Here is a 24,804-nt window from a genome sequence, read left to right on the forward strand (position 1 = left end):
GCGTCTCACGCTGCAAGCAAGCATAAAAAAACGGCACGCCCTTAAAAAGGCGTGCCGTTTTTTTTGACCCTCGGCCCGCAAATTCAAGCGCAGCCGATCACCCCATCACCATCGAATCCGGTCGAAGCGCCGCGTGTAAAACAGTTCGACGCCGGTGAACGTTCCGCCGTAAGCCCCGACCGACCAGTACCGCGTCAGATTGACCGTCGCCTTGATCGCATTGCTCGCCGACTGCAGCCCCTGTTCGTAGCCGATCACGAGCCACTCGTTGATCGCCTTCGACACCATCACCACTTGCGGATCGGTCAAGCCGACTTCGCTTTGTCCGACCGAGAATTCGTCAAGCCCGAACGTCTGCGCGATCCGCTTGCCGCTCGCGCTGCCGAGCAGCGCGAGCGCCGTCGTCATGGTGCTTTGCTGACCGAGGTTGTTACCTTGGTCCGTGCCGTGGCCGAACAGCAGCCACGAGAGCTTTTCGTTGTCCGGCACGTTCGGCTCGGACACCAGCTTCGCCGTCGGGAACTGAACCGTGCCCGTGACCTGCACGCCCGCCTCGACCTGCTGATTGCGACGCATCGCCAGGATATTGATGCCGGGATTGGCCACCGGCCCGTTGAACGTGAAGAAGCCGTTTTCGATGTTGAGCTTGCGGCCGAACGCCGTGTAGGTCGAGCCCTGCGTGACGCGCACGTTCCCCACCGCGCGCAGCGGCAGATTCGGCGCGCTCATTGCGGTGATCGTGCCCGTCAAGCCCAGGTCGGCGCCCTGGCCGCGGAAACGGAAGTTGTTGCCGAGGCTGATGTCGATATTGGCGCGCGGCGCGAACGGACCGATCGGCTTGTCGGCGCCGGGTACAGGCCGTGGCCGCTCGCCCGCCACCGAACCGTCCGGCCGCACGACTACCACGTCGTCGCCGAGCTTCGGCGCGGCCTGCTCCGGCATGTCGAACAACGCGTGATCGACCACGAATTTGCCGTTGATCGCCATGCCGCCCTGCGCGCCGGCGTTCGCGACGCTCGCGCTGCCCGACAGCGACAGGTTGCGATCCGGCGCCGCAAACAGTTCGAGCTTGTCCGCGACGATGCTCGCCGTCAGATCCGGCTCCGCGCCGTCCAGGCGCACGCGGCCGGTGGCGCGCAAGGTGCCGCTCGCGCCGTGAAATTCGACCTGCTGGAAGTCCACCAGATTTTGTGAAAGCGCAATGCGCACCACGCCGTCCTTCAATTGGACGCCCTGATCGACCAGGGTCGCGGACAGGCCGTCGCCGAGCAGCGAGCCGGTCAGGTTCGGCTTGGCGACGGTGCCGCCGAGCGCGAGCTTGAGCGCGAGGTGGCCGTCGAGCAGATAGCTCGGGCCGAACAGACCGCCGGTCGTTTTCAGCGACGGCACGTTGGCGTTCACATTGCCGGTGAGCGCGCCGTCTTCGCTGACGGTCAGGAAGCTGTCGCGCATCACCAGCGTGGTGTGCGCATCGGCGTCGATCACGCCGATGCGGCTCGCCTGCGCGTGCAAGGTGGCATTGAGCCGGTTGCCGCCGCTGAATTCAGCGCGCGCGGCGATGCTCGAAATACCGAGCGACGCTAGCCCCCGGCCGATTTCGACCGTGACGTCGCCGCTGCGGCGCTGCAACTGGATGTGGCCGGTCGCCGTGCTGCCGAGCGCGAAGTCCCAGTCGCCGTCGAACACCAGGTCGGTTTTGACGTGCGGCGGCTCGCCCGTGATCTCGCGCCGCAGGTCCTGCAGACGCGCGACTGAGATGCCGGTCAGACTGCCGGCCGACTGAATCTTGCCGTGATCGAAGGCAAAAGTTTTCAGGCTCAGCACCGCGCCTTCGAGCGTGAGCCGGGTCGCGCCGAGCGTCAGGCGGTCCGGCCCGGCGCTGACGGCGAGCGGCGACTCGAGATTCAACGCCGGCGTGCCGCGGTTCTGCAACCGCGTGACGGTGCCGTCCCAGCGTGTGCCGTCGCGCGCTTCGGTCAGCTTGCCGTTGGCGGCGAGCGTGAGATCGAGCGGACGGTCCTGCAGCTTGCCGGTGGCCGCGGCCTCGAGCGTGTGATTGGCGCGCGTGCCGGACAGATGCGCCGTGAGCGTGGTCAGATCGACGCCGCCCGCGCTGAGATTGCGCGCGTCGGTGGTGAAGACGAGCGCGCCGTTCGCGCCGTCGCGCAATTCGGCGTGCCCTTCCGCATGGCCGATGCGGTTGCTGCTGAACACCACGCTGTCGGCCTTGTAGTTCAGCACGACGTTCGGATGCGCGAACGAGCCGGTGACGTCGCCATCGGCCGCGACGAGCCCTGCGAGACCGAAACCGAGGCGCTCCAGCGCCGGGGCGTCGACGCGAAACTTCAGCCGGTCGCCGCGTGCGCCGAAGCTGCCTTGCAGATCCACCTGATTGCCCGCAACCGAGAGGTTCGCGCGGCTCGGCAGAATCCGCGAGCCCGCCAGTTGGATCGTGCCGCCGCCGGTCAACGGCAGGCCGTCGTAGACGCTCGGCCCGAGCTTGAATTCGGCCTTGGTCGTGAAGACCGGGCCGAGCATGCCGGCCGCGGTGAGCGTGCCGGTCACGCGCGCCTCGATTTTGCGGGCAGGCGGGGCACCGCGTTTCTTCGGCGGCGGCGTTTTGCGCTCGACTACTTCGGTTTTGACAGCAGCTTTGGCGGTGTTTTTCACGGCGGCGGCGGCTTTTTCCGCTGCCGCAGCGGACTTTGCGCCGGCCGTGCTGCCCGCTTGCGCGGCGGCGGCCTGTGCGGTTTTGCTGTTTTTGTCGCGGCTCGCCGCTGGAGCCGCTTCGGCTACCGGCTTGCGCGACGGCATCTGCGAAGTCAGCGTCAACGGGTCGAAATCGGTCAGTTGCGCTTTCAGGTTGTAGGTGGAATTCGCGTCGTGCTTGAGCGCGCCGGACAGATCGATGCGGCCTTTGCCCGACGTGATGCGCACGTCGTTGAAGCTCATGCGGGCGGGATCGAACGTTACCTTGCCTTGAGCGCGCAGCGCCGCTTTCGGGTCGGCGAGATCGAGCGTGAGACTCTGCACGTCGTCGTTCAGGCGCACGCCGATGGGGCCGGACAGTTGCGTGGGCCGCACCGTCGCTTGCAGCGCGTTCAGGTCGAGGTTGGCGACCTGTAGATCGAACTGTCCGCGCTTGCCGGATAGCGTACCGCCGCCGGTGAGCGTGGCGTTTTTTACGAGCCTCACGACAAGGTTCGAGATGCGCTGCGCCTGGGCGTCGAGCCGTACGTCCGCGTTGGCGTCGATTAGCGGCAGCAGGTTCTGGTCGATCGCGCCGGGTTTGGCGTTGACGATTGAGATGTGGCCGGTGACCGCGAAAGTTGGCGGAGGTTGGGAGGAGCGTTTTCCGCTTGTGGCGGCGTGCGTTTGTGTCGTGCTGGCGGCTTTGCTTTCGCTTGCGAGTGCGCTCTGGCTGGCGGCGCCGGTGTTCGCGGTGTTCGTCGTGCTTGTGGCGCTCGCGGCGGTAGCGGTGTTCGTGGCGCTTGTGGCACTCGCGGCATTACCAGTACTCGCCGAACTCGCAGCCTTTCTCACTGCCTTCGCCGCACTTGCCGCACCCGGCCCGGACGCAGCGCCAATCGCTCTCGCGGCACTCGCCCCGGCGACCCCACTCGCCCCCAGCACAACCTCCCCCGTCGCACCCTGCCCCACAGGCTGCAATTCCGCCCGCACGGCCAGATCGGCCAGCGGTGCACCGGGCGCAAATGCCTGCGGATTGATGTGATCGAAAGTCAACGTGGCGCGCTGCAGCGGCACGTCGCCGAACGGCGTAGCCTCGACCCGCGCGTGACCGGTGAGCTTCATGCCGCTAGCATCGAGTTCCGCGATGAGATTCTCCAACGAGCCGCTCAGATGGCCGCCCACCTGCACCGCTTCGTCGTTCACCTTCCCCGAATAGCCGATGTCCCCGCTCAGCGGAAACGGCCGCACACCGTCGAGTTTGGCGGCCGCCGTCACCGCGCCGAACGGCGTATCCAGCCGCTCGATCGCGGCTTCGTGATGGCGCCCGTCGCTGCGGCCATGAAAGACGAAGCGCGAGAATTCGGTCGTCGACGCGCCTTGATGCAGCAGCAGCTTGTCGACCTGGACGTCGCGAACGTCGAGCTGCATCGGCAAGCGCAAATCCTGCGGCAGCTTCACCGGTCCACTGCTGCTCGACGACGAAGAACCGATGCGCGCGTCCACCGTGCCGATATGCAGATAATCGATCGTGAAGCGCCACGGCTCGCGCGCAAGCGCCCAGCGGCCCGCCACGCGGTCGATCTGAATATCGGTGCCGCTGCCGTCGAGGCTGCGCCAGCGTACTTGCCGCAATTCCAGGCCATCGGCGAGCGCACCTCGCTCCAGCGTGCCGCTCAGCTTGCCGCCCAGCAACTTCACCGCCGCCTGCCAGGCATAGGCGGTGCCGCGCTCGGTCGTCAGCGCGCCGTACAGCAAACCCACTCCCAACGCGAGCAACAGCACCAGCACGGCCAACATCCACGCGACCGTTTTCAGCAGCAACCAGCCGAGGCGGCGCCTGGGCGGCGGCGCCTCGGGCGGCGGCTGCTGTCCCGGCGGCTGTCCTGGCGGATTAGCGCCGGGAGGCTGCACGGGAGGTTGAGTGGAAACGTCCGTGGTCATGCGTGGATCATGTGGAAGCAGGTTGTCATCAGAAGGCGATGCCCAGCGTCAGATACGGCCGCACGCTCTTGTTGCGAATGCCGTAGGCGACATCGACGTTGACCGGGCCGACCGGGCTGCGCCAACGCGCCCCTACGCCGACTCCGGGATAAAAGACTTTTTCGCCCCATGCGTCGGTGGCGGTGCCAATGTCGAAGAACGCGGCCGCGCCCCAGTCGTGACTGAACCAATGCTGGTACTCGGCAGAGCCCGTGACGAGATACTTGGTGGGCAGCACCGAACCGTCGACGCTATTACCAATGCTCTGGTAGCCATAGCCGCGCACCGAATTCGATCCGCCCGCCCGAAACAGCAGCGACGCCGGAATGCCGCTCGACGGGCCGCTCGTGAACACGCCACCGAGTTCGGCGCGAATCAGCACGAGATCTTCCTTGCCGATCGGCAGATACTGCTGACCGCGCGCGTAGCCGCGAACGAAGGTCTGGTCGGTCAGCACGCCTTTGACCGCGAAACCCGCCTCGACGTGAATCAGGTTGCCGCTGCGCGGAAACAACGGGTCGTCGGTATTGCGCCGGGTCCACGACCAGGACGGTACCAGCGCGCGGCTCGTGGTCGGCGCCGCCGCGTTCTGATCGAGCCGGTCCTGGTAGTACAGGAGCGCGTAGTTGTAGTCGATGAATTGCGAGGTCCGGGCCCGTTGCACACCGCCGCGGATACTGTAAATACGCGTGTCGGATACGTCGGTCGTGGTGTAGGACGCCAGCACGCTATTGGTCCACGCACGCGGCCCCGGCGGCATGGCGAGCTGGATTTGCCCGTATTGCTGGATCTGATCGACGCGCCCCTGGATGGTGAACGGCCACGCTTTGCCGAACGTGTCCAGATACGAATAGGAACCCTGGACCAACGGACCGTTATCCGTCGAATAGCCGACCCCGCCTCGAATGCTGTTGTATGGATATTCCGACACCTTCACGTGCACCGGCGTGTCGGCCGGCTTGGCCGGATCGCTGTCCACGTCGATCGCGACGCTCGCGTAGTACGGCGTGTTCTGCAATTGCCGCTGCAATTCCGTGATGCGCTGAACGTCGTAGATCTCGCCCGCCGAAATCGGGTTCACGTTGTCGACGATCTGTTCCGGATAGCGCCGTGTGCCCGATACGTCGAGCTTGCCCATCGTGAAAGTCGGCCCGCTTTCGTACGTGACCGACAGTTTCGCCTCGTGCGTGCGCGGATCGACGCGCGCCTCCGAGTGGTAGATCTTCGCGCCCAGATAGCGGCGCGCCTGCAAGGCCTTGAGCGACGCGTTTTTCGCATCGTCCCAGTCGCCCTGCGAGAACGGTTCGCCTTCGTGCAGCGAAAACGCGAAGCGCGCGGTGTTTTCCTGCTCGGGATCTTCGGTCAGCACCGGCCCGCGAAACGACAGCGAGACCGATGAGATGACGGTCTGCGGGCCGGGATCGACGCTTACCGTGACGCGCTTCGCATTGTCGACGGTGCGCACGTCGGTGCGCACGACCGGCGTGAAATAGCCCTGCGTGGAGGCCAGATCCCGCACTTGCTGGGGCGTGGTGGTGATCAGAAACTCGAACTGATCGTCGCTGATGTCGGGGCGTTTGGCGAAGCGGGCGATATCCAGATGCGCTTCCAGCAGCTTGCGCAGCGAGCGCGGCGTGGCTTCGATGTCGACCTTGTAACTGGCCGCCGCTTTCGCGGCATGGGCGTTGCCGGTTGCCAGCGTCAGCATGACGAGGCCGAATGCCAGCCACGTGCGCAGCCAGTGCCGCATGGGCGTGCAACGCCCAGACCCGGAACCGGCCTTGCCGCGCCGCAGCCGCGGCTTGTCGATCGCACACCCCGCCAAACAGGACCTCCGGCCGTGGTTGATGAATTTTGTCGCCCAGGCGCGCCGCGGCGGCCGAAGCACGCTATTTGACCACATCGGCGCGGCGCCGCGAGATCTCTAAAACGGCGTCCGCAGCACGCCAGCCGCCAACGCGCCCGCTTTGGACGCGCACCGCGCCACGCCGGTTCCAGCTATTTTCATGCGTCGCCCGCCGGGCTACGTCGCCGTTTTTCGACCCCGCGCCGCGCATGCGGTAAAATTATGGGATACCAGCGGCACCGCGCGAAGCAATGCAAATGCGACGATCGCAAATGCACGCCGGGCAGCCGCCAATTCCCACACCACGGACGTCGAGCCATGTATCAATCGGACATCACCCAGTTCCTGAACCAGCTCAAGCAACAGAAACCCAATCTGGAAGCCGAACAGCGCCGCGGCCGCGCGCTGCTGTGGGACAAACAGCCGATCGATCTGGAAGAACGCGCCGAGCAGAAAGCTTCGCGCGTAGAACAGACGCCTTACTCGTACTATCAAAACTTCTAAGCGCGTGAGTCACGCCGACGAGGCACACGGCGCACCGCCGGCCCCCGCCGACGCCGCGCTCGCCGCGCCCGCCACCGATTCGACACCGGACACCGTCGACGGTATTGCTTTTGCACGCCTGTACGGCGAGCCGCTCTTCAAGCTGCCGACGGACCTGTACATTCCGCCCGACGCGCTCGAGGTGTTTCTCGAAACGTTTGAAGGACCGCTGGATCTGTTGCTGTACCTGATCCGCAAGCAGAACTTCAACGTGCTCGACATCCCGATGGCGGACGTCACGGTGCAATACCTCGGCTATGTCGACCAGTTGCGCCAGACCAATCTCGAACTCGCGTCCGAGTATCTGCTGATGGCCGCGATGCTGATCGAGATCAAGTCGCGCATGCTGCTGCCGGTCAAGAAGGCCGACAGCGGCGAGGAAGCCGAAGATCCGCGCGCGGAACTCGTGCGGCGCCTGCTCGAATACGAGCAAATGAAGCTTGCCGCGCAGCGCATCGATCAATTGCCGCAACTCGGCCGCGACTTCCTGCGCGCCGAGGTCTACATCGAGCAAAGCATCACGCCGCGTTTTCCCGACGTGAACAGCGAAGACCTGCGCGCCGCGTGGGCCGACGTGATCAAGCGCGCCAAGCTGGTCCAGCATCACAAGATTTCGCGCGAAGAACTGTCAGTGCGCGAGCATATGAGCTCGATCCTGCGGCAACTGCAGAATGCGCGCTTCATCGAATTCTCCGACCTGTTCGACACCAGCAAGGGCGTGCCGGTGGTGGTGGTGAATTTCATCGCCGTGCTCGAACTGTGCCGCGAAACGCTCGTCGAAATCACCCAGGCCGAACCGTTCGCGCCGATCTATGTGCGCCTCGCCTATCTGCCCGCCTGAAAGCCTCGAACGGGGCAAAGTCCCGCATATCAGGATTCCGCCCGACGTGACAAACTGCCTCTTTCCGGTGCGGTGGGCCTGCAAATCCACTACAATCCGGCGCTCCGAACCTGTCATTACCAGTGAGGCGACGGGCGGCGCGATTCCGTAGGGTTTTGCGTCCAGCCAGTCTCGCGCCGCGCGAGGAAATCCCTGTCCGATCATGAAAGTCATCAGCTCGATCCATGAATTGCGCGACCAGTTGCGCGGCCAGAATCGCACGGCCTTTGTGCCGACCATGGGCAATCTGCACGAGGGCCATCTGTCGTTGATGCGTCTCGCCCGCCAGCACGGCGATCCGGTGGTGGCGAGCATTTTCGTCAACCGGCTACAGTTCGGTCCGAACGAGGATTTCGACAAATACCCGCGCACGATGGAAGCGGACATCGAAAAGCTTCAGAAGGAAAACGTCTACGTGCTGTTCGCGCCGACGGAAAAGGATCTGTATCCGGAGCCGCAGGAGTACCGCGTGCATCCGCCACACGATCTGGGCGATATCCTCGAAGGCGAATTCCGGCCTGGCTTCTTCCAGGGCGTGTGCACGGTCGTGATGAAGCTGATGTCGTGCGTGCAGCCGCGCGTCGCCGTGTTCGGCAAGAAGGATTACCAGCAGTTGATGATCGTGCGCCGCATGTGCAACCAGTTCGCGCTGCCCACGGACATCATCGCCGCGGACACCGTGCGCGACACGGATGGTCTCGCGCTCAGCTCGCGCAATCGCTATCTGCAGGCCGCCGAGCGCGCCGAAGCGCCGAAGCTGGCCGCTGAACTGAATCGCGTGCGCGACGCCGTGCTTTCCGGCGAACGCGACTTCGCGAAAGTCGAACAGGCGGCGATGGCGGCCTTGGCCGCGCGCGGCTGGCAGCCGGATTACATCGCGGTGCGCAAGCGCTCGGATCTGCTGCCGCCGGGTCCGCAAGACGCGAACGCGGAACTGGTCGTGCTGGCGGCCGCCAAGCTCGGCGCCACTCGTCTTATCGACAACCTCGAAATCTGAAGCCGTCTTAGACAGACGTAGACACGCATAAGAAAACACACAGGATTGGTCATGCAACGCAACATGCTGAAGTCGAAGATCCACCGCGTCGCGGTCACGCACTGCGAGCTGCACTACGAAGGCTCGTGCGCGATCGACGAAGATTTGCTGGAAGCGGCGAACATCGTCGAAAACGAGCGGATCGACATCTGGAACATCAACAACGGCGAGCGTTTCTCGACCTACGCGATCAAGGGCGAACGCGGCAGCGGCATGATTTCGCTGAACGGTTCGGCCGCGCGGCGCGCGCAGCTGGGCGATCTGGTGATCATCGCGGCGTTCGCGGTAGTGGATGAAGCGGAACTGAAGGCCGGCTGGAAGCCGGACCTGGTATTCGTGGACGACAACAACAAGATCAAGGGCAGCCGCGATCACGTACCGACGCAGAACTGGACCTGAGCGCCCTGTAGTTCGCTTGAGCGCTGGGCTACTGGCGGCGCCGAACGTCCCTCTGGGCGGGCTACGGCGTGGGGGCGTCAAACGTTGATCCTGACTTGAGCGCCTCGTAGCCCACTAGCGCGCGCAACGCGCAAAACGTGAGCTGCATCGCCCTGCAGCAGGCGGCACAGCCGCCTGCCCTGCCGCTTCATCCCTTCTTGCCGCTGCCGTTAGTCCATTCGACGATTGGCTGCCACTGCTCCAGATCCTTCTCCACACGGCTTTTCGCGACGTCCCACAGGGTCAGCCCGTGGGCCGCCAGTTGCACGTAGTTCTGCGTGTCGCGCAAATAGCCCAGCACCGGCAGCTTCAAACCCTCGACAAAACGATGCAGTTGCTCCGCCGAGCGGGTGCGCGCATCGACGCGCATGCCGACCACGCCGATTTCGATCGCGCCTTTCCTGACGGCCTTCTCCTTGGCCAGCCGCTCGAGAAATTCCTGGGTGGCGAGAATATCGAACATGGACGGTTGGAGCGGCACGATCACCTTGTCGGCCAGATCCAGCGCGATACCCAGACGATTGCCGTGCAGCCCGGCCGGCGTGTCGATGACCGCGTGCTCCAGCCCTTTAGGCGGTTTGGCCGGCGCGTCCTGATTGACTTCCCAGGTTTCGATGGCCGGCAGCGTGTCGGGCCGCAACGAGAGCCACGCGTGCGCGGACTGCTGTTTATCCAGGTCCGCCAGCGCGACCCATTCGCCGGCAGCGGCGAAATAGCCGGCCAGATTGGTCGACAGCGTGCTTTTGCCCACGCCGCCCTTCGGATTCGCCACCACGATCACCGTCATGAATTCTCCCGGAAAGAAGGCTGGACGCCGCCAGCCGGTTTGCCGCGTAGTTGCTTTGACATGCGCAAGTGTGCCCGCATTCGTGCCGGGTTCAGTGCCACCTGCGGATCCAGCCGTTGATAATATCGACAAATGCACTTGGGCCGAAGCCCCCAAACGGCTAATCGGCCGCCGTGCCCCGCCGATTTTTCCATCGAGGACCCGAATCTCATGAGCAAACTGCGCCCGGAATACACCGTCGAACGTCTCCACGAACGCCAGAAAGGCTCGCTGCCCGGCTTGCTGGGCGTGCATGTGCTGTCGCTGGAAGAAGGCGTGCTGACCGCGGAATTGACCGTGCGCAAGGAATTGCTCGCGCCGAACGGCTTTTTGCATGCGGCTACCGTGATCGGCCTCGCCGATACCGCCTGCGGCTACGCCTGCCTCGCCCATTTGCCGGAGACGGCGCGCAATTTCACGACCATCGAGCTGAAAAGCAATTTTCTCGGCACGGCGACGGAGGGAACGATCCGCGCGGTCGCGACGGGCGTGCATCTTGGGCGCAGCACGCAGGTGTGGGACGCCACCGTCACCGATCCGAACGGCAAGACGATGGCGCTGTTTCGGTGTACGCAGATGGTGTTGTATTGATTGGATGAACGTGGCGCAACGGAGTGACGCGCCATGAAAAAGCACGCGGCCTTCCGGGCGCGTGCTTTTTTATTGCTGGGCTTGGCCGTACTGGGCCTAGCCGTACTGGGCTTGGCCGCACTGGACTTGCCCGTGCTGGGCCTTGGCCGATCAGGCAGCCACCGTCCGCGGCGCCCTCGCCCCACCGAACGCCAGCGCCCCGCCGCCGAGCAGCGACTGCACCACCAACGTCACCGCCCAGAACGCCGGATATTCCCAGCCGCCGTGCGGCGACGCAAAACCCCAGCCGTTATGCAGATGCTGCGACATCGCGCCGAGCATGAAAGGCAGCAGCACCAGCGCGACCCAGCGGACCTGCAGGCCGAGCAGCAGCGCGATGCCACCGAACAGTTCGACGAACGCCGTCACATAGCCGAGCCAACCCGGCAAGCCGAGCGAAACGAAGAACTGTGCCGTGCCGGGCAGCGTGAAGACGAAAATCTTCTGCAGACTGTGAGCGAGATACAGCACGCCCAAAGCGACGCGAAGAAGTAGAGCGGCCAGATCGGCGGAACGGTTCGAGTTCATGACGAGATCCTTGAGAGAGGGACAGCCAGCAAGCGGCCGTCGATGTCCGAACTCTATTCGAACCACATGAAGCGAAAAACCGTTCTACGGGCTTTGATTATTTCTCAGTGGGAGTTAATTGCCCCGCCCGACGCGCCGGACCCCCAACTCACCCAATCGCCGCAAATAATTTCGGCAGATCGAGATGCTCCACCAGCGTATCCGCGAGCCGTTCCAGCGACGCCTCGCGCAAAGCCGGATAGTCGATTTCCTCGGCATCGCTCAAACCCGCCCAGGCGAGCAGCGCGGCGCACGCGGCCGGCGTATCGAACAACCCGTGGACGTAAGTCGCGAGAATCTGGCCGTCGGCGGAAATCGCGCCGTCGGGATGCGCCGCCGATGCATCGCCCAGGCGCAGCGCGGGCGTGTCGAGCGCCGGGCCGCGCGTCTCGCCCATATGGATTTCGTAGCCGGCCACTTCCGCCGAGCCCGGCAATGCGAGGTGTCCGGTGACATTCTTGAGCGTCTTGTCGCGCGTGAGCACCGTCGAGTAGTCGAGCCAGCCGAGCCCCGCCGACGTCCCCGGCGCACCCTCGACCCCATGCGGATCGGCCACTTCACGCCCGAGCATCTGCATGCCGCCGCAAATGCCGATCACGCGGCCGCCGTAACGCAAATGCTTTTGCAGCACCGCGTCCCAGCCTTGCGCGCGCAAAAATGCCAGGTCGCTGGGCACGTTCTTCGAGCCTGGCAGAATGATCAGATCAGCCGGCGGCACCGGCGTACCGCTACGCACGTAATGAAAATCGACCTGCGGATGCGCGCGCAGCGCATCGAAATCCGTGTGATTGCTGATGTGCGGCAGCACCGGCACGACCACTCGCAGCATGCGTCCCGCGCCGCCGCTGTGCGCCGCGCGCAATTCGGGGGGCAGCATGTCTTCGGCGTCGAGCGTCAGGCCGTGCAGGTAGGGAACGACGCCGAGCACCGGCTTGCCGGTTTTCGCTTCGAGCCAATCCAGGCCGGGCTTCAGCAAACTGACGTCGCCGCGAAAACGGTTGATGATGAACCCGCGCACCCGCGCCTGCTCGCTCTCCGACAGGCACGCGAGCGTGCCCGTGAGATGGGCGAACACGCCGCCGCGGTCGATATCGGCGACCAGCACGACCGGACAATCCACCGCTTCCGCGAAACCCATGTTGGCGATATCGCGATCGCGCAAATTGATTTCCGCCGGACTGCCCGCGCCTTCGACGAATATGGTCTCGTACGCCGCCTGCAGACGCGCATACGATTCCAGCACCGCCTCGAACGCGACGGGTTTGTAGTCGTGATACGCCCGCGCGTCGAGATTCATGCGCGCCTTGCCGTGGATGATCACTTGCGCGCCGCGGTCGCTGGTCGGTTTGAGCAACACGGGGTTCAGATCCGTGTGCGCGGCAATGCCCGCGGCGATCGCCTGCAAAGCCTGAGCGCGGCCGATCTCGCCGCCGTCCACGGTCACCGCGCTGTTGAGCGCCATGTTCTGCGGCTTGAACGGCGCGACCCGCACACCGGCGCGGCGCGCGAGCCGGCATAAACCGGCGACCAGGGTGCTCTTGCCGGCATCGGAGGTGGTGCCCTGAATCATCAGCGTGCCGCGCGGCACGGGTACGGCGTCAGGCGGGGTCGAAGTGGTGGTCACGGAATCTTGGGCTCGGCGGCGAACAGTGAGTCAATCGGGTTGAGCAGGGAAGCAAGCGGCAATGCCGCGTTGACGCAGCGGCGGTGTGTGCGGGGTGTGGGACGCGGCTAATGCCTGCATGCAACTCGCTTTGCGTCGCTTGCATTGCTCGCGTCATTCGCGTCATTCGCGTTGTTCGCGTTGTTCGCACCGAACGCGACGAGCGCGACGAGCGCACTCTACCCATCAAACCCAGCATTATCCATCGCGCCGACCCACGCTGCACGCCGGTACAATCACGCGATGACTCCCCGCGATCTCACCTTCGTACTCGGCGGCGCCCGCTCAGGCAAGAGCGCGCACGCCGAACAGCTTGCCGCCGACAGCGCCCTCCCCGTCACCTACATCGCCACCGCGCGCGTGACGGACGACGTCGAATTCCGCGCTCGCATCGCGCATCATCGCGAACGGCGTCCGGCGCATTGGCAGTTGTTCGAAGCGGGCGTCGATCTCGCGGGCGCCGTGTCGCAAAACGACGCGTCCGGCCACTGCATCCTGATCGATTGCCTGACGCTGTGGCTCGCCAATCTGCTGTGTCCGCCAAAAGAAGAAGACGCCCTGCCGCTCGATCGCTATCACGCGCACGTCGCCGCGCTCGAAGCGGTGCTCGTCAACGTCAAAGGCAAGCTCATCGTGGTCAGCAACGAAATCGGTTTGGGCGTGGTGCCGCTCGGCGCGGCCACGCGTCTTTACGTCGATGAACTCGGCCGGCTCAACCAGCGCATCGCCGCATTGAGCACCCAGGCCACGATGATGGTCGCCGGATTGCCGCTCGCGCTGAAAACCGCGAGCCACGCGTGATGCTCTCGCTTCCGCTTCTCGTGACGCTGGCCACTGCGGGCGTCGCCGTCGACCGCTGGTTCGGCGAGCCGCGCGCGGCGCATCCGCTGGTGGGCTTCGGCAACTGGGCGAAGCGTCTGGAAACCCGCTACAACACCGGCCGGCGCTTGCGGCTCAAAGGTCTGCTGGCGTGGTCGCTGGCGGTTATGCCGCCGGTGCTGATCGCGTGGTGTCTGGTCGCCGTGCTGCCGTTTTACGCGGCCTGCGTTGTGCATGTGCTGCTGCTGTGGTTCGCGCTCGGCGCGCGCAGTCTGCATGAGCACATCGCGCCGATCGCACAGGCATTGGCGCAACGTGATCTCGCACAGGCGCGTTTGCTGACCGCGCGCATCGTCTCGCGAGAAACCGCGGATGCCGACGAAGGCGCGCTATCGCGCGCCGCCGTCGAATCGGCGCTCGAAAACGGCAACGACGCGATCTTCGGCGCGCTGTTCTGGTTCGCCATCGCGGGCGGTCCGGGCGCGCTCGCCTTCCGCCTCGCCAACACACTGGACGCAATGTGGGGTTATCGCACGCCGCGCTATTTGCGCTACGGATGGGCGGCCGCGCGTATCGACGACGTGCTCAACTGGATTCCCGCGCGCCTGACCGCCGCCAGCTACGCGCTGCTCGGCGACACGCGCACCGCGTGGCGCTGCTGGCGCGAGCAGGCGCCACGGTGGGACAGCCCCAACGCCGGGCCGGTGATGGCTTCTGGCGCGGGCAGTTTGAACGTGCTGATCGGCGGCCCGGCGGTGTATCACGGCGCGTTGGAACATCGGCCGACACTCGGCTTCGGACATACCGCGAAAGCCAGCCACGTGAGCGCCGCATTGATGCTGGTCGAGCGTACGGTGATTCTGTGGCTCGCGGTGCTGATCGTGCTGGCGTTGTTGAGCGTGCCGTTTCATGGCTGATTCGATGAACGGACACGTGGACGGCGAAGCAGGCGCCGCGACAGATGCCGTCGTGCACGGCGGCAATCTGCACGAAGCGGCGAGGCGCTACGACATTCCGTACGCGCAGTGGCTCGATCTGTCGACGGGTATCAATCCGCACGGCTATCCGGTCCCGCCGGTTCCCGCCGACGCCTGGCGCCGTCTGCCCGACGACGGTGATGATTTCGCCGCTTGCGCCGCGCGCTATTACGGCGCGCCCGATGCGGCGCATGTGCTGCCGGTCGCGGGCAGCCAGGCGGCGATTCGCGCGCTGCCCGCGCTGTTGCCGCGCGCATGCGTCGGCATCGCGCCGCTTACGTATAGCGAATACGCGCCTGCATTCGAGCGCAGCGGCCATGAAGTGACGCCGCTCGATGTCGCTTGGGAAACATTGCCCGAAGCGCTCATGCATGTGGTCGTCGTGAATCCGAACAACCCGACCGGCGCGCATCTGAGCGCCGCCACGCTGCTGCACTGGCACGCGCAACTGAGCGCGCGCGGCGGCACGCTGCTGGTCGATGAAGCTTTCGCCGATACGATGCCGTCCGCCTCACTCGCGGCAAGCACGCATCGCGAAGGTTTGATCGTGTTGCGCTCGCCGGGAAAATTCTTCGGCCTCGCCGGCGTACGAGCGGGGTTCGTCCTCGGCGTGCCTGCCTTGCTTCACAGTTTGCGCGTCACGCTCGGCGCGTGGACGGTCAGTGGTCCGGCCCGTCACGCCGTCAAAGCCGCATTTGCCGATGAAGTTTGGCAACGGGATATGCGCATCCGGCTCGATGCAGAAAGCGCGCGACTGGTCGGTCTGCTGCACGCGCAAGGCTTCAACACACGCACCACGCCGCTCTTCGCGTGGACCGACGATCCACGCGCCGCCGCTTTGCACGAAGCCCTCGCGCGACGCGGCGTGTGGACGCGTCTATTCACATCGTCGGGCAGCGTTCGATTCGGCTTGCCCGCGAGCGAAGCCGAATGGGCACGCTTCGAAGAAAGCTTGCGCGAGGCCGTACGAGAAATCGATCCCACACGAGCGGGCTGATTCAAAGAAAACGAACTCGCTCCCACAATAACTCCGCGCTAACTACGCGCTCCGCAGCCTCGCACGATGAACCGACTCGCCCTCGCCTTCGCACTCTTCGTCACCGCACATCACGCTCACGCCGCCATCTCCGTGACCGACGACACCGGCGCAACCGTCACGTTGCCCGCGCCCGCGCAACGTGTCATCAGCCTCGCGCCGCACGTCACCGAATTGCTGTATGCCGCGGGCGGCGGCGCGAAAGTGGTCGGCGCCGTGTCGTACAGCGACTATCCGCCCGAAGCGAAACAGTTGCCGCGCGTCGGCGACAACAAGGCGCTCGATCTCGAGCGCATCGTCGCGCTCAAACCCGATCTGATCGTGGTGTGGCGGCATGGCAATGCGCAGCGTCAACTCGATCGCCTGCGCGAGATGCACATTCCGTTGTTCTTCAGCGAGCCGCATCATCTCGACGACGTCGCCGTGTCGCTGACGAAACTCGGACAATTGCTCGGCACGTCATCGACCGCGGATGCGGCGGCGGCCGCTTATCGTCAGGAAATCGCAAAGCTGCGCAACCAGTATGCGAGCCGGCCGCCCGTCAGCGTGTTCTATCAGGTGTGGGATCAGCCGCTGATGACGCTCAACGGCGAGCACATGGTCAGCGACGTGATCGCGCTATGCGGTGGCCGCAACGTGTTCGCCAAACTGGAGCCGCTGGTGCCGACGGTTTCGACCGAAGCGGTGCTCGCCGCGAATCCGGAAGCAATCGTCACCGCCGCACCGGGCGCGACCAAGCCGGACACCACCTTGCCGCAACTCGGCGCATGGCGCGCATGGCCGAGCCTGACTGCCGTGGCAAACAACAATCTCTTTGCTATCGACGGCGATCTGATCAACCGCCCGGCGCCACGCATCGCGCAAGGCGCGAAGCAAATGTGCGAGGACCTCGAAGTAGCGCGCTCTCGCAGGAGGCCAAGCGCGCAGTAACTCACGCAAGGTCAACTACAAGCCACGCCTCACGCATTCCACCGCACCAACACCCACTGCTGCGTTTCATCGTTCCGGCGCAACCAGACGATCCCGGTCGTATCGAGCGACCATCGCAGACAGCGCTCCAGCGGCACGTCCAGCACGATCGACGCGATCGCCCGCATCACGCCCGCATGCGTGACCACATAAGCCGGCGACAACTCGCGCGTGAGCGCGAATGCGTCGAGCCATGCACGCACCCGCGCGACGAACTGCGCGACGCTTTCGCCGCCATGCGCCCGCGCGTGTTCGAAGTTGGCCGCCCAGTCGTCGAGCAATTCGCGATCGATCGCGTCCCAGCGCTGCGCTTCCCAATTGCCGAAGTTCATTTCCATCAGCCGGTCGTCGTGACTGACGACGCTGCCGAAGTCGTTCGCCAACTCGGCGGCGAGCGCCGAGCAGCGCTTCAGCGGACTCGACATCAGCACGCGTGGCGCGGGCACCTGCAAGGTCGCGAGCTTCAGGGCGAGCGTCGCCGACGACACTTCGGCATCTTCGGCGAGCGCCACGTCACTGTGGCCGTAACACACGCCCGCATCGAGCGCGACCGCGGGATGACGAATCAGGACGATATCCATGCGAGCCCCACCAGATAAATGCTCAATTCAAAAACCTGCTGCGCGAAGCCGAGGCAGTCGCCGGTGTACCCGCCAATGCGTCGGACGAAATAACGGCCCATTGCCACGCGAAGTACAACCAGAACCACGACCACTGAACACGCGAAGCGCCAGTCCGGCGCGGCGAGCCCATTGGGCCACAGCAACCACGGCAAACCGAACATCGCGGCGCAAATGAACGCTCCGGCACTCAGGCGCTGCGCGACCGGTTTGGCCTTGCCTTCGGCACGCACGTAGTCGAGCGTGGCCAGGTAGCTGATCGCACAGGTACGGCTCGCCGCGTGCGCGGCAATCATCAGACTTGCGGCGCGCATCGGCGGCAATGCGGCGAGCGTTTGCCACTTCAATGCAAGCGCTATGACGAGCGCGATGGCGCCGAAAGCACCGATGCGTGAGTCATGCATGATTCGCAATACGTCTTCGCGCGTATAGGCGCCACCGAACGCATCGATGCAATCGGCGAGGCCGTCTTCGTGAAACGCGCCGGTTACGAGCAGCGACGCGGCCATCGACAACAGCACCGCCACGCCCGGCGGAAATATGCGCAGCGCGGCGAGATAGACCAGTGCGCTCAATCCGCCGACCAATACACCGACCAACGGAAAATAACGCGCCGCCGCGTTCAGATAATGCGGCTCATAGCCGACCCAACGCGGCACGGGCACACGCGTGAAATAGCCGAGCGCAGTGAAGAAGTACCGCAGTTCAGCGAGCGGATTCATGAGCGTGCGCGGTGTGCGTTTCGGTCTGACGGATCGAGCGGATCACGCATCGCGATTCGCGACGCCGGCCGATTCGAAGCTCGCCATTTCGTTGATGAACGCCGTTGCCGCGCGCAATAACGGCACCGCGAGCGCCGCGCCGGTGCCTTCGCCGAGACGCATGTCGAGCGACAGCAACGGCAGCGCACCGAAATGATCGAGCATCCGCCGATGCCCCGCTTCGTTCGACGCATGCGCGAACACGCAGTACTCGCGCATGCTCGGCGCGAAGGCGTCGGCAATCAGCAAGGCCGAGGTGCCGATGAAGCCGTCGACCAGAATCGTCATGCGCGCCTCGGCGGCCGCGAGATACGCGCCCGCCATCATCGCGATCTCGAAGCCGCCGAAGGTGGCGAGCACGTCGAGCGGATCGCTGGACACGGGGTGACGCGCGAGCGCCGAAGCCAGCACGTTGCGCTTTTTCGCGAGCCCGGCGTTGTCGAGACCCGTGCCGCGGCCGACGCATTCGTCGATCGGCACGCCGCACAAGCGGCTCATCAGACACGCGGCCGCCGAGGTGTTCGCAATGCCCATCTCGCCGAAGCCGATCACATTCGTGCCGAGCGCCGCGTGATGCCGCACGCGCGCCGCGCCCGCCTGCATCGCAGCGATCGCCTGGTCGCGGCTCATGGCCGGTTCGCGTGCGAAGTTGCGCGTGCCGGCCGCAATCGGAATGTCGATAAGACCCGCAGTGCATGGCAACGGCGTCGCAATGCCCGCGTTGACGACTTCGAGCTCGATGCCCGCGACGCGACTCAACGCATTGATCGCCGCGCCGCCCGCGAGAAAGTTGGCGACCATCTGCGCGGTCACCGCTTGCGGATAAGGGCTCACGCCCTCGTCGGCCACGCCATGGTCGCCGGCGAACACGATCATCGCCGGGCGCGTCACGGTGGGATGCGTCGTGCGCTGAATCAGGCCCATCTGGCGCGCGAGCGTTTCGAGCCGGCCGAGACTGCCGGGCGGCTTCGTCTTGGTATCGATGATGTGCTGCAACTCGTCACGCAGCGTTTGATCGAGCGGTTCGACTTCGGGCAATCCGGGCAAGCGTGGCAATGAAGTCATGAGCGTGTCTGAAAGAGAATGTTGGAATGAAGCGATTAGCTTGCCGGCGTGTCATGACCGGCAGGCGATTCGTGACGCGCGCGCGGCGCGGGAATCAGCGCCTCGTGTTCACCGTCGCGAATCAGAAGCAACGGATAACCGAATGCGCGGCTCGCCAGCGCGGGCGTCAACACATCGTGCACCGGTCCGGCATACGCGCCGCCCACGCCGTCGAGCAGCAGCGCATGCGTCGCGAAACGGCGCGCGAGGTTCAGGTCATGGCACGAAAACATGACTGTACGCCGAGGCTCGCGCGTCCACGCGGCCAGCGCTTCGAGGCAGTCGATCTGATGATGCAGATCGAGATGCGACAACGGTTCGTCGAGCAGCAGCAACGGCGCGTCCTGGCACAGCACCGCCGCCAGCGCCACGCGTTGCCGCTCGCCGCCCGAGAGCGACAGCACATCGCGCGCGGCGAATGCGGCGAGTCCCAACAGATCCAGCGCCGCGTGCGCCGCTGCGCGATCGGCTTCGCGCTCCCAGCCCCAGCCGGTCAGATGCGGGAAGCGGTTCAGCATCACGATGTCGAGCACGCTCGCGCTGAATGCGTCCGGCGCGCTTTGCGGCATCAGCGCGCGGCGTTGCGCGAGCGGCAATGGCGGCCAGTCGGCGAGGCGCACGCCGTCGAGTTCGACATGTCCCGCCGACGGTTGCAGCAAACCCGCGAGCGTGGAGAGCAAAGTCGTCTTGCCCGCGCCGTTCGGGCCGGCGATGCACCAGATCTCGCCAGCGTAGAAGGTATGCGTGAAGGCATCGAGCAAGGTGCGTGCGCCGGCACGCAAGGTCAGACGCTGCGCGCTGAGTGCCGATTCGTGAGAAGGAGCGTGACGGGTTTGCATTATCGGCGCCTGTGCAACAGCATCCACAGAAACACCGGCACGCCGATGATCGACGTGATCACGCCGACCGGCAACTGCGCCGGCGCGATCACGGTGCGCGCGATCAGGTCCGCGCCCATCACCGCGACGCCGCCGCCGAGCGCGGCGGCCGGCAGCAGCATGCGCTGATCGTTGCCGAACGCGAGCCGCAGCATATGCGGCACGACCAGTCCGACAAAGCCGATGGTGCCCGCTGTCGTCACCGCCGCGGCCGCGGCGAGCGAGGCCACCAGATACACCCGCAGACGCAGCGGCATCACCGCGACGCCTAACGCCTGCGCGGCGGCGTCGCCACGCAGCAGCACATTCAGACGCGGCGCGGCGGGCACGATCGCAAGCAACACAATGACGAGCGCGGCGAGCGCCGTCCACGGCATCGCGCCGCCGTTGAGGTCGCCGGTCAGCCAGAACAGCATGCCGCGCAAGCGGTTGTCCGGCGCAAGGTTGAGCAGCAAAGTAATCAGCGCGCCCCAGCCCGCCGCGATCACCGCGCCAGTCAGCAGCAAACGCGGCGAGGTGTCCTGCGGCTCGCCGCGCCACAACTCGCGGCGCGCGAGGCCGAGCACCAGCAGGATCGACACGAATGCGCCGGCGAATGCGCTGGCGTCGACGATCCACCATGCGCAGCCGGCGATCATCGCGACCAGCGCGAAGCTCGCCGCACCGCCCGATACACCCAATACGTAGGGCTCGGCCAGCGGATTGCGCAGCAGCACTTGCAGCAACGCGCCGGCCAATGCGAGCAACGCGCCGCAGGCGAAGCCCGCCAGCGCGCGCGGCAAACGCAGCGTGCGGACGATTTCCGCCGCCAGATCGGCAGAACCGGCAGACGGCGCATGCGACGGCATCAGCGCCGCCAGCACGCGCATCGGCGCGAGCGATACGCTGCCGAGCGCGAGCGACGCCATCAGTACCGCTAGCGCGATGACGGCGAGCGCCAGCCAGATCGCGGCCGCGCGCTTCGCGCTCATCACGCGCAAAGTCGCGGACATCGAACTCGAGTGGCGATTCATCCGCGCGAACTCAACGAGGAGGTGCAAGCATCACTGCTGCTGCCATCCAACCGTGAGATACGCACCGCGCCGCGGCGAGTTATACGAGTAGGCCGTTTCATAGTCCTTGTCCAACAGATTCTGGATTTGCGCGGCCACGTACCATGCTTTCGTGATGTTGTAGCGCGCCGACAGATTCACCACGCCATAGCCGCCCAGCTTGCCGCTGCTGTCATTGCTCGGGCCGCTCACGATCCACTCGCCGCCCACCCGCCACCCGGCGATGCTGCGGTTCACCGTCAGCGCGCCGAAGCGCCGCGCACGTCGCACGAGGTCGGCATCGTTGTCGAGATCCACAGGATTCTGCAGCGTTACGGAAGCGCGCACGTCCGTCTTGCCGACATGGCCGCTCCATGATCCTTCGAGTCCTTGCACCTTCGCATGCCCGACGTTCTCGGCAAGATAGATGCCGGGCGTCACCTGCTCATAGTTGATCAGATTCGAGTAGCGCGTCTGGAATGCGGTCAGGCGCATCACGCCGAGCGCATTCGATGCGTACTGCAGCGCGGCTTCGATCGAATGGCTGCGCTCCGGCTGGATAGACGGATTGCCGCTGAACGGATAGTACAGATCGTCGAAGCTCGGCGCGCGAAACGAATCCGAATAGCTTGCGGTCACCTTCCAATGGCCGGTGATGTCGAAGCCGTAGCCGAGATAGTAACTGTTCGCTCCGCCGAAATCGGAATACTGGTCGCGCCGCACGTTGGCCTGAATCTGGTTGCGTCCAAAGCGCCCCGTGTAGCCGACGAAGCCCGAATCCACATGACGGTCCGGCGCCGCGAACGTGTCCGAGTCGAGGCTCTGGTCGAGATGCTCATAGCCGATCTGCAGTTTCTGCTGCGCGGCGAGCGCGAAATCGTTCTGCCATGTGTACTGGCGATTGTCGGTATCGAAGCGGCCGTTGTACACGCCGTTGGTGTTCGACACGCTGCGGTCGTCGCCTTCGGCGACGATGAAGTGCGTGGTCCACCAGTCGGTCAGCTTGCCGTTCGCGAACGCAGAGACCTGGCGCACCTTGCTATACAGGTTGTTCAGATCGGTGGGCAGGCCGTACGCATTGTCGTAGCTGTTGTTGCCGTTCGACTGCAAGTAGCTGACACCCACATCCCATCTGTCGTTGAACTTGTGGCGCAGCGAGGCGGAGATGCTCTCGTTCAGATAGCCGTTCGCATTTGGATTGGCGTTGGGCGCCTCCTTCGTGTTCAGCGACGAGAAGCCGTCGTCCTTCGAACGCGCGAGCGAAATGCTGAAGGTGGTGTTGCCGTCTTTGTCCAATGCGCCGTTCACACCCGCCTGCTGCGTCTGCGTGTGATAGCTGCCGTAGCCGAGCGAAAAATTGAAACGCGGCGGATGGTCGCCGCCGTCTTTCGTGAACACCTGCACTACGCCGCCGATCGCGCCCGAGCCGTATAACGCCGACACGTTGCCGTTCACCACCTCGACGTGATCGATCTGATCGAGCGGGATCTGCGCGAGTTGCGGCGCACCCAGGCTTACCGAATCGACGCGCACGCCGTCGATCAGCAGCAGCGATTGCGTCGACGACGCGCCGCGTAAAGAGAGGCTCGCTGTCGAACCGGGACCACCTGTGCGCGAGATTTGCGCGCCGGGCGCGAGTTGCAGGAGGCCGGGCAAATCGGTCGCGGTGGTGTCGGCGATATCCTGCTGATCGAACAACGAGGTCTGCGGGATCGTGTCGGCGAGTGCTTGCGGCGCGCGATCCGCGGTCACCACAACGGGCGACAACACCGCCGAAGATGACGCCGAACTCGAAGAATCCGCCGACGAAGACGAAGCAGATGAAGCAGAAGACGAAGACGAAGACGCAGCTTGCGCGTGCACGACGATCGGCAGGCTCGCAAAAGCGAGCAGCGCCGCGCGGGCGATGGGGGACAGCATGGGATGAAAGTCCTGTGGATAGCGTGCGCGGCCCGCTTCCCCGCAGGCCGATGCGTAACGAGGCGCCCGCGTATTTAACATTTGCGCGCGTGACGTGCCTCTCCCTCTGGCCGGTATCCGGGCTGGCGACACATCGATCCCGCCTTCCCACGCGAGACGCGCAGTGGCACACTCGCGAGTTGAACTTCCAACACGCGATCAGGATCGACTTGCATGACGAATGCGGTCGCTTACCGTTGCGGGGGCAGCGCAGGTTGGCGCGTTCAGTTCAATCGCGCGCCCTGCTTCCCGTTTAACTGCGTGCGCCGTTGAAAAACGCACGCGGGCACCAGAGTGCGGGCAGTTTAGGAGCGGCCTCGGAGTCCGTCAAGAATGGTGAAACCGCAGGCCATGTGTTCTGTTAAGTGCAGGCTATTGTCCGACGCGTGAGTACTTTTTCATCATATGGTCGATAAAAAGCCTGCAGAAAGCGATGTTGTTACGTCTCGAAACGAGACAATTGTCGGAACCTGCGACATTCCGCGCTAAAATGCGATGTCTTTAGAGGACGCAGCAGATGCTCACCGAACTCGAAACACTTTCACAGAATATCGGCAAGCTGATCGCGATCAGCCAGCGCCACAATGAAGCGCGACTCGCGCTCGAAGAGCAACTCGCGCAATCGCGCGCCGATGCCGAAGCCACGCGCACGGAACTTGCAATGCTGCGCGAGGAACGTAACGCGTTGCAGGCCGAACGCGACGCGCTGTCGGCGAAGATCGACGACGCACAAGTGCGCCTGAATGCGATCCTCGAGAAGCTGCCGCGTGCTCGCGCGCACAGTGAGCCGGACAGCCAGCTCGATCTGCTCGAGCCCGCTCAGCAAGTAGCCGAAACCGAGAGCGACGTGACCCGCCACGGAGAAAATGCATGACCACCAAGCAGATCGAAGTATCGATTCTCGGCGTGCCCTATCGCCTCGCCTGCTCGCCGGAAACGGAAGCAGCGCTGCTCGAAGCGGTCGCACGCGTCGACGCCGAAATGTCGAAGATCCGCAATAACAGCAACGTGCGCGGCACGGATCGCATTGCTGTCATGGCTGCGCTGTCGCTGGCATCGGAACTGCTTAGACTGCAATCGAGCGTGAGACACGGAGAAGCATTTCCCGCTGAAGAAATCCGGCGTACAATGCATCAAATGAACGAACAACTAGGTACTGTGATTGAGCAGTACAGCATGCAATAAGAGCCTCATGTGTTATCGTGCTGCCGGTCCTGAGATCGGCGGCGGATTCAAACGGAATGTGTGAGCACAAGGTGTGCAAGATTCAGCAAACGTTTGAGTTCTATCGGTAGTTTGTTTTTAGCTTCATCGGTTTAGCTTCCCTGCCTGGTTCGCCAAGGTCATATATTCCTTGAACCAATGCCATGTGCACGGTTGCGGAAATTTGTAGCACGGGTGTGCGCGTCACTCTGTCTGATGTACCCGAAGTGTTGCTAACTGCGACCAATTCTGAACCCCCGGTTCAGGATGCCGGCCTAGCGGCTAAGGCGGGGACCTTATTTAGAACGGCATCGGACTTCGGTTCGGTGCCGTTTTTCTTTGGGCGC

General features: G+C 64.6%; 22 protein-coding genes, 1 other RNA gene and 1 riboswitch. Of the genes, 12 read left to right on the top strand and 11 right to left on the bottom strand.

Going from position 1 to position 24,804, the window contains the following annotated elements; translation table 11 throughout:
* Nucleotides 1–105 precede the first annotated feature (105 nt).
* Nucleotides 106–4,632, bottom strand: coding sequence for a translocation/assembly module TamB domain-containing protein (locus PQR54_RS25970; protein WP_408250686.1), 4,527 nt, complete (start codon nucleotides 4,630–4,632; stop codon nucleotides 106–108).
* Nucleotides 4,633–4,660: 28 nt separating this feature from the next.
* Nucleotides 4,661–6,496: an autotransporter assembly complex protein TamA gene (locus PQR54_RS25975; protein ID WP_408250688.1), complete on the bottom strand. Its 1,836-nt coding sequence runs from the start codon at nucleotides 6,494–6,496 to the stop codon at nucleotides 4,661–4,663.
* Between the two features lie 339 nt (nucleotides 6,497–6,835).
* On the opposite strand from PQR54_RS25975, the gene PQR54_RS25980 reads away from it, so the two are divergent.
* The 4 genes from PQR54_RS25980 (at nucleotide 6,836) to panD (ending at nucleotide 9,375) form a co-directional block, all read left to right on the top strand.
* Entirely contained in the window at nucleotides 6,836–7,021 is a 186-nt protein-coding gene (locus PQR54_RS25980; protein WP_007175923.1) for a DUF3460 family protein, read from the top strand.
* A 4-nt stretch (nucleotides 7,022–7,025) separates the two neighbouring features.
* Entirely contained in the window at nucleotides 7,026–7,901 is an 876-nt protein-coding gene (locus PQR54_RS25985; protein WP_116119239.1) for a segregation and condensation protein A, read from the top strand.
* A gap of 202 nt (nucleotides 7,902–8,103) precedes the next feature.
* Nucleotides 8,104–8,937: a pantoate--beta-alanine ligase gene (gene panC, locus PQR54_RS25990; RefSeq protein WP_408250690.1), complete on the top strand. Its 834-nt coding sequence runs from the start codon at nucleotides 8,104–8,106 to the stop codon at nucleotides 8,935–8,937.
* Nucleotides 8,938–8,988: 51 nt separating this feature from the next.
* A complete protein-coding gene (gene panD, locus PQR54_RS25995; protein WP_012432059.1) occupies nucleotides 8,989–9,375 on the top strand; it encodes an aspartate 1-decarboxylase in 387 nt (128 codons plus the stop codon).
* A 187-nt stretch (nucleotides 9,376–9,562) separates the two neighbouring features.
* Here panD and PQR54_RS26000 read toward each other — a convergent pair whose 3' ends face one another.
* Nucleotides 9,563–10,201, bottom strand: coding sequence for a nucleotide-binding protein (locus tag PQR54_RS26000; RefSeq protein ID WP_012432058.1), 639 nt, complete (start codon nucleotides 10,199–10,201; stop codon nucleotides 9,563–9,565).
* A gap of 210 nt (nucleotides 10,202–10,411) precedes the next feature.
* Between PQR54_RS26000 and PQR54_RS26005 the strand changes: the two genes are divergently transcribed.
* A complete protein-coding gene (locus tag PQR54_RS26005) occupies nucleotides 10,412–10,831 on the top strand; it encodes a PaaI family thioesterase (protein ID WP_012432057.1) in 420 nt (139 codons plus the stop codon).
* A 150-nt stretch (nucleotides 10,832–10,981) separates the two neighbouring features.
* Here PQR54_RS26005 and PQR54_RS26010 read toward each other — a convergent pair whose 3' ends face one another.
* A complete protein-coding gene (locus tag PQR54_RS26010) occupies nucleotides 10,982–11,398 on the bottom strand; it encodes a DoxX family protein (protein WP_408250692.1) in 417 nt (138 codons plus the stop codon).
* A 148-nt stretch (nucleotides 11,399–11,546) separates the two neighbouring features.
* Nucleotides 11,547–13,007, bottom strand: coding sequence for a cobyric acid synthase (locus tag PQR54_RS26015; RefSeq protein ID WP_408251026.1), 1,461 nt, complete (start codon nucleotides 13,005–13,007; stop codon nucleotides 11,547–11,549).
* Nucleotides 13,008–13,343: 336 nt separating this feature from the next.
* On the opposite strand from PQR54_RS26015, the gene cobU reads away from it, so the two are divergent.
* The 4 genes from cobU to PQR54_RS26035 all read left to right on the top strand — a co-directional run bounded on the left by cobU (nucleotide 13,344) and on the right by PQR54_RS26035 (nucleotide 16,862).
* Nucleotides 13,344–13,901, top strand: a complete 558-nt coding sequence (cobU, locus tag PQR54_RS26020; RefSeq protein WP_408250694.1) for a bifunctional adenosylcobinamide kinase/adenosylcobinamide-phosphate guanylyltransferase — start codon at nucleotides 13,344–13,346, stop codon at nucleotides 13,899–13,901.
* Nucleotides 13,901–14,836: an adenosylcobinamide-phosphate synthase CbiB gene (cbiB, locus tag PQR54_RS26025; protein WP_408251028.1), complete on the top strand. Its 936-nt coding sequence runs from the start codon at nucleotides 13,901–13,903 to the stop codon at nucleotides 14,834–14,836. The genes cobU and cbiB overlap by 1 nt, the downstream gene beginning before the upstream one ends.
* A complete protein-coding gene (gene cobD, locus PQR54_RS26030) occupies nucleotides 14,829–15,893 on the top strand; it encodes a threonine-phosphate decarboxylase CobD (protein ID WP_408250696.1) in 1,065 nt (354 codons plus the stop codon). The genes cbiB and cobD overlap by 8 nt, the downstream gene beginning before the upstream one ends.
* A 66-nt stretch (nucleotides 15,894–15,959) precedes the next feature.
* A complete protein-coding gene (locus tag PQR54_RS26035; RefSeq protein WP_408250698.1) occupies nucleotides 15,960–16,862 on the top strand; it encodes a cobalamin-binding protein in 903 nt (300 codons plus the stop codon).
* 29 nt (nucleotides 16,863–16,891) lie between these two features.
* On the opposite strand, the gene cobC is transcribed toward PQR54_RS26035, so the two are convergent.
* From cobC to PQR54_RS26065, 6 genes are read right to left on the bottom strand one after another with little or no spacing between them, the layout of a single operon-like run.
* Nucleotides 16,892–17,482, bottom strand: a complete 591-nt coding sequence (gene cobC, locus PQR54_RS26040; RefSeq protein ID WP_408250700.1) for an alpha-ribazole phosphatase — start codon at nucleotides 17,480–17,482, stop codon at nucleotides 16,892–16,894.
* Nucleotides 17,467–18,243: an adenosylcobinamide-GDP ribazoletransferase gene (locus tag PQR54_RS26045; protein ID WP_408250702.1), complete on the bottom strand. Its 777-nt coding sequence runs from the start codon at nucleotides 18,241–18,243 to the stop codon at nucleotides 17,467–17,469. Before PQR54_RS26045 ends, cobC begins: the two co-directional genes overlap by 16 nt.
* A 42-nt stretch (nucleotides 18,244–18,285) precedes the next feature.
* Nucleotides 18,286–19,347: a nicotinate-nucleotide--dimethylbenzimidazole phosphoribosyltransferase gene (cobT, locus tag PQR54_RS26050; protein ID WP_408250704.1), complete on the bottom strand. Its 1,062-nt coding sequence runs from the start codon at nucleotides 19,345–19,347 to the stop codon at nucleotides 18,286–18,288.
* A 35-nt stretch (nucleotides 19,348–19,382) separates the two neighbouring features.
* Nucleotides 19,383–20,225 (bottom strand): ABC transporter ATP-binding protein, encoded by an 843-nt coding sequence (locus PQR54_RS26055; RefSeq protein WP_408250706.1) that lies wholly within the window; start codon nucleotides 20,223–20,225, stop codon nucleotides 19,383–19,385.
* Nucleotides 20,225–21,277 carry a FecCD family ABC transporter permease gene (locus PQR54_RS26060; protein ID WP_408250708.1) on the bottom strand — a complete coding sequence of 351 codons (1,053 nt, stop codon included), beginning with the start codon at nucleotides 21,275–21,277 and terminating at the stop codon, nucleotides 20,225–20,227. The genes PQR54_RS26055 and PQR54_RS26060 overlap by 1 nt, the downstream gene beginning before the upstream one ends.
* 30 nt (nucleotides 21,278–21,307) lie before the next feature.
* Nucleotides 21,308–23,215, bottom strand: coding sequence for a TonB-dependent receptor domain-containing protein (locus PQR54_RS26065; RefSeq protein WP_408250710.1), 1,908 nt, complete (start codon nucleotides 23,213–23,215; stop codon nucleotides 21,308–21,310).
* 91 nt (nucleotides 23,216–23,306) lie between these two features.
* Nucleotides 23,307–23,563: riboswitch (cobalamin riboswitch) on the bottom strand.
* A gap of 208 nt (nucleotides 23,564–23,771) precedes the next feature.
* Between PQR54_RS26065 and PQR54_RS26070 the strand changes: the two genes are divergently transcribed.
* From PQR54_RS26070 to ssrS, 3 genes are all read left to right on the top strand, one after another.
* Complete coding sequence (locus PQR54_RS26070; RefSeq protein ID WP_408250712.1) at nucleotides 23,772–24,128, top strand: ATPase; 357 nt, start codon at nucleotides 23,772–23,774, stop codon at nucleotides 24,126–24,128.
* Entirely contained in the window at nucleotides 24,125–24,439 is a 315-nt protein-coding gene (locus PQR54_RS26075) for a cell division protein ZapA (RefSeq protein ID WP_012432043.1), read from the top strand. The genes PQR54_RS26070 and PQR54_RS26075 overlap by 4 nt, the downstream gene beginning before the upstream one ends.
* 134 nt (nucleotides 24,440–24,573) lie before the next feature.
* A non-coding RNA gene (gene ssrS, locus PQR54_RS26080) (6S RNA) lies at nucleotides 24,574–24,755 on the top strand.
* The last annotated feature ends 49 nt before the right edge of the window (nucleotides 24,756–24,804 follow it).

Origin of the sequence: Paraburkholderia phytofirmans (assembly GCF_046028095.1) — a bacterium.
Classification (GTDB): Bacteria; Pseudomonadota; Gammaproteobacteria; order Burkholderiales; family Burkholderiaceae; genus Paraburkholderia; species Paraburkholderia phytofirmans_A.

What these genes read in the sequence shown, in the direction of transcription:
- PQR54_RS25980 (WP_007175923.1), top strand. Translation starts at nt 6,836, where the DNA reads ATGTATCAATCGGACATCACCCAGTTCCTGAACCAGCTCAAGCAACAG.
- PQR54_RS25970 (WP_408250686.1), bottom strand. Translation starts at nt 4,632, where the DNA reads ATGACCACGGACGTTTCCACTCAACCTCCCGTGCAGCCTCCCGGCGCT.
- PQR54_RS26035 (WP_408250698.1), top strand. Translation starts at nt 15,960, where the DNA reads ATGAACCGACTCGCCCTCGCCTTCGCACTCTTCGTCACCGCACATCAC.
- cbiB (WP_408251028.1), top strand. Translation starts at nt 13,901, where the DNA reads ATGCTCTCGCTTCCGCTTCTCGTGACGCTGGCCACTGCGGGCGTCGCC.
- cobC (WP_408250700.1), bottom strand. Translation starts at nt 17,482, where the DNA reads ATGGATATCGTCCTGATTCGTCATCCCGCGGTCGCGCTCGATGCGGGC.
- PQR54_RS26070 (WP_408250712.1), top strand. Translation starts at nt 23,772, where the DNA reads ATGCTCACCGAACTCGAAACACTTTCACAGAATATCGGCAAGCTGATC.
- panD (WP_012432059.1), top strand. Translation starts at nt 8,989, where the DNA reads ATGCAACGCAACATGCTGAAGTCGAAGATCCACCGCGTCGCGGTCACG.
- PQR54_RS26060 (WP_408250708.1), bottom strand. Translation starts at nt 21,277, where the DNA reads ATGAATCGCCACTCGAGTTCGATGTCCGCGACTTTGCGCGTGATGAGC.
- PQR54_RS26000 (WP_012432058.1), bottom strand. Translation starts at nt 10,201, where the DNA reads ATGACGGTGATCGTGGTGGCGAATCCGAAGGGCGGCGTGGGCAAAAGC.
- cobU (WP_408250694.1), top strand. Translation starts at nt 13,344, where the DNA reads ATGACTCCCCGCGATCTCACCTTCGTACTCGGCGGCGCCCGCTCAGGC.
- PQR54_RS26055 (WP_408250706.1), bottom strand. Translation starts at nt 20,225, where the DNA reads ATGCAAACCCGTCACGCTCCTTCTCACGAATCGGCACTCAGCGCGCAG.
- cobT (WP_408250704.1), bottom strand. Translation starts at nt 19,347, where the DNA reads ATGACTTCATTGCCACGCTTGCCCGGATTGCCCGAAGTCGAACCGCTC.
- panC (WP_408250690.1), top strand. Translation starts at nt 8,104, where the DNA reads ATGAAAGTCATCAGCTCGATCCATGAATTGCGCGACCAGTTGCGCGGC.
- PQR54_RS26045 (WP_408250702.1), bottom strand. Translation starts at nt 18,243, where the DNA reads ATGAATCCGCTCGCTGAACTGCGGTACTTCTTCACTGCGCTCGGCTAT.
- PQR54_RS26015 (WP_408251026.1), bottom strand. Translation starts at nt 13,007, where the DNA reads ATGATTCAGGGCACCACCTCCGATGCCGGCAAGAGCACCCTGGTCGCC.
- PQR54_RS26010 (WP_408250692.1), bottom strand. Translation starts at nt 11,398, where the DNA reads ATGAACTCGAACCGTTCCGCCGATCTGGCCGCTCTACTTCTTCGCGTC.
- PQR54_RS26065 (WP_408250710.1), bottom strand. Translation starts at nt 23,215, where the DNA reads ATGCTGTCCCCCATCGCCCGCGCGGCGCTGCTCGCTTTTGCGAGCCTG.
- PQR54_RS26075 (WP_012432043.1), top strand. Translation starts at nt 24,125, where the DNA reads ATGACCACCAAGCAGATCGAAGTATCGATTCTCGGCGTGCCCTATCGC.
- cobD (WP_408250696.1), top strand. Translation starts at nt 14,829, where the DNA reads ATGGCTGATTCGATGAACGGACACGTGGACGGCGAAGCAGGCGCCGCG.
- PQR54_RS26005 (WP_012432057.1), top strand. Translation starts at nt 10,412, where the DNA reads ATGAGCAAACTGCGCCCGGAATACACCGTCGAACGTCTCCACGAACGC.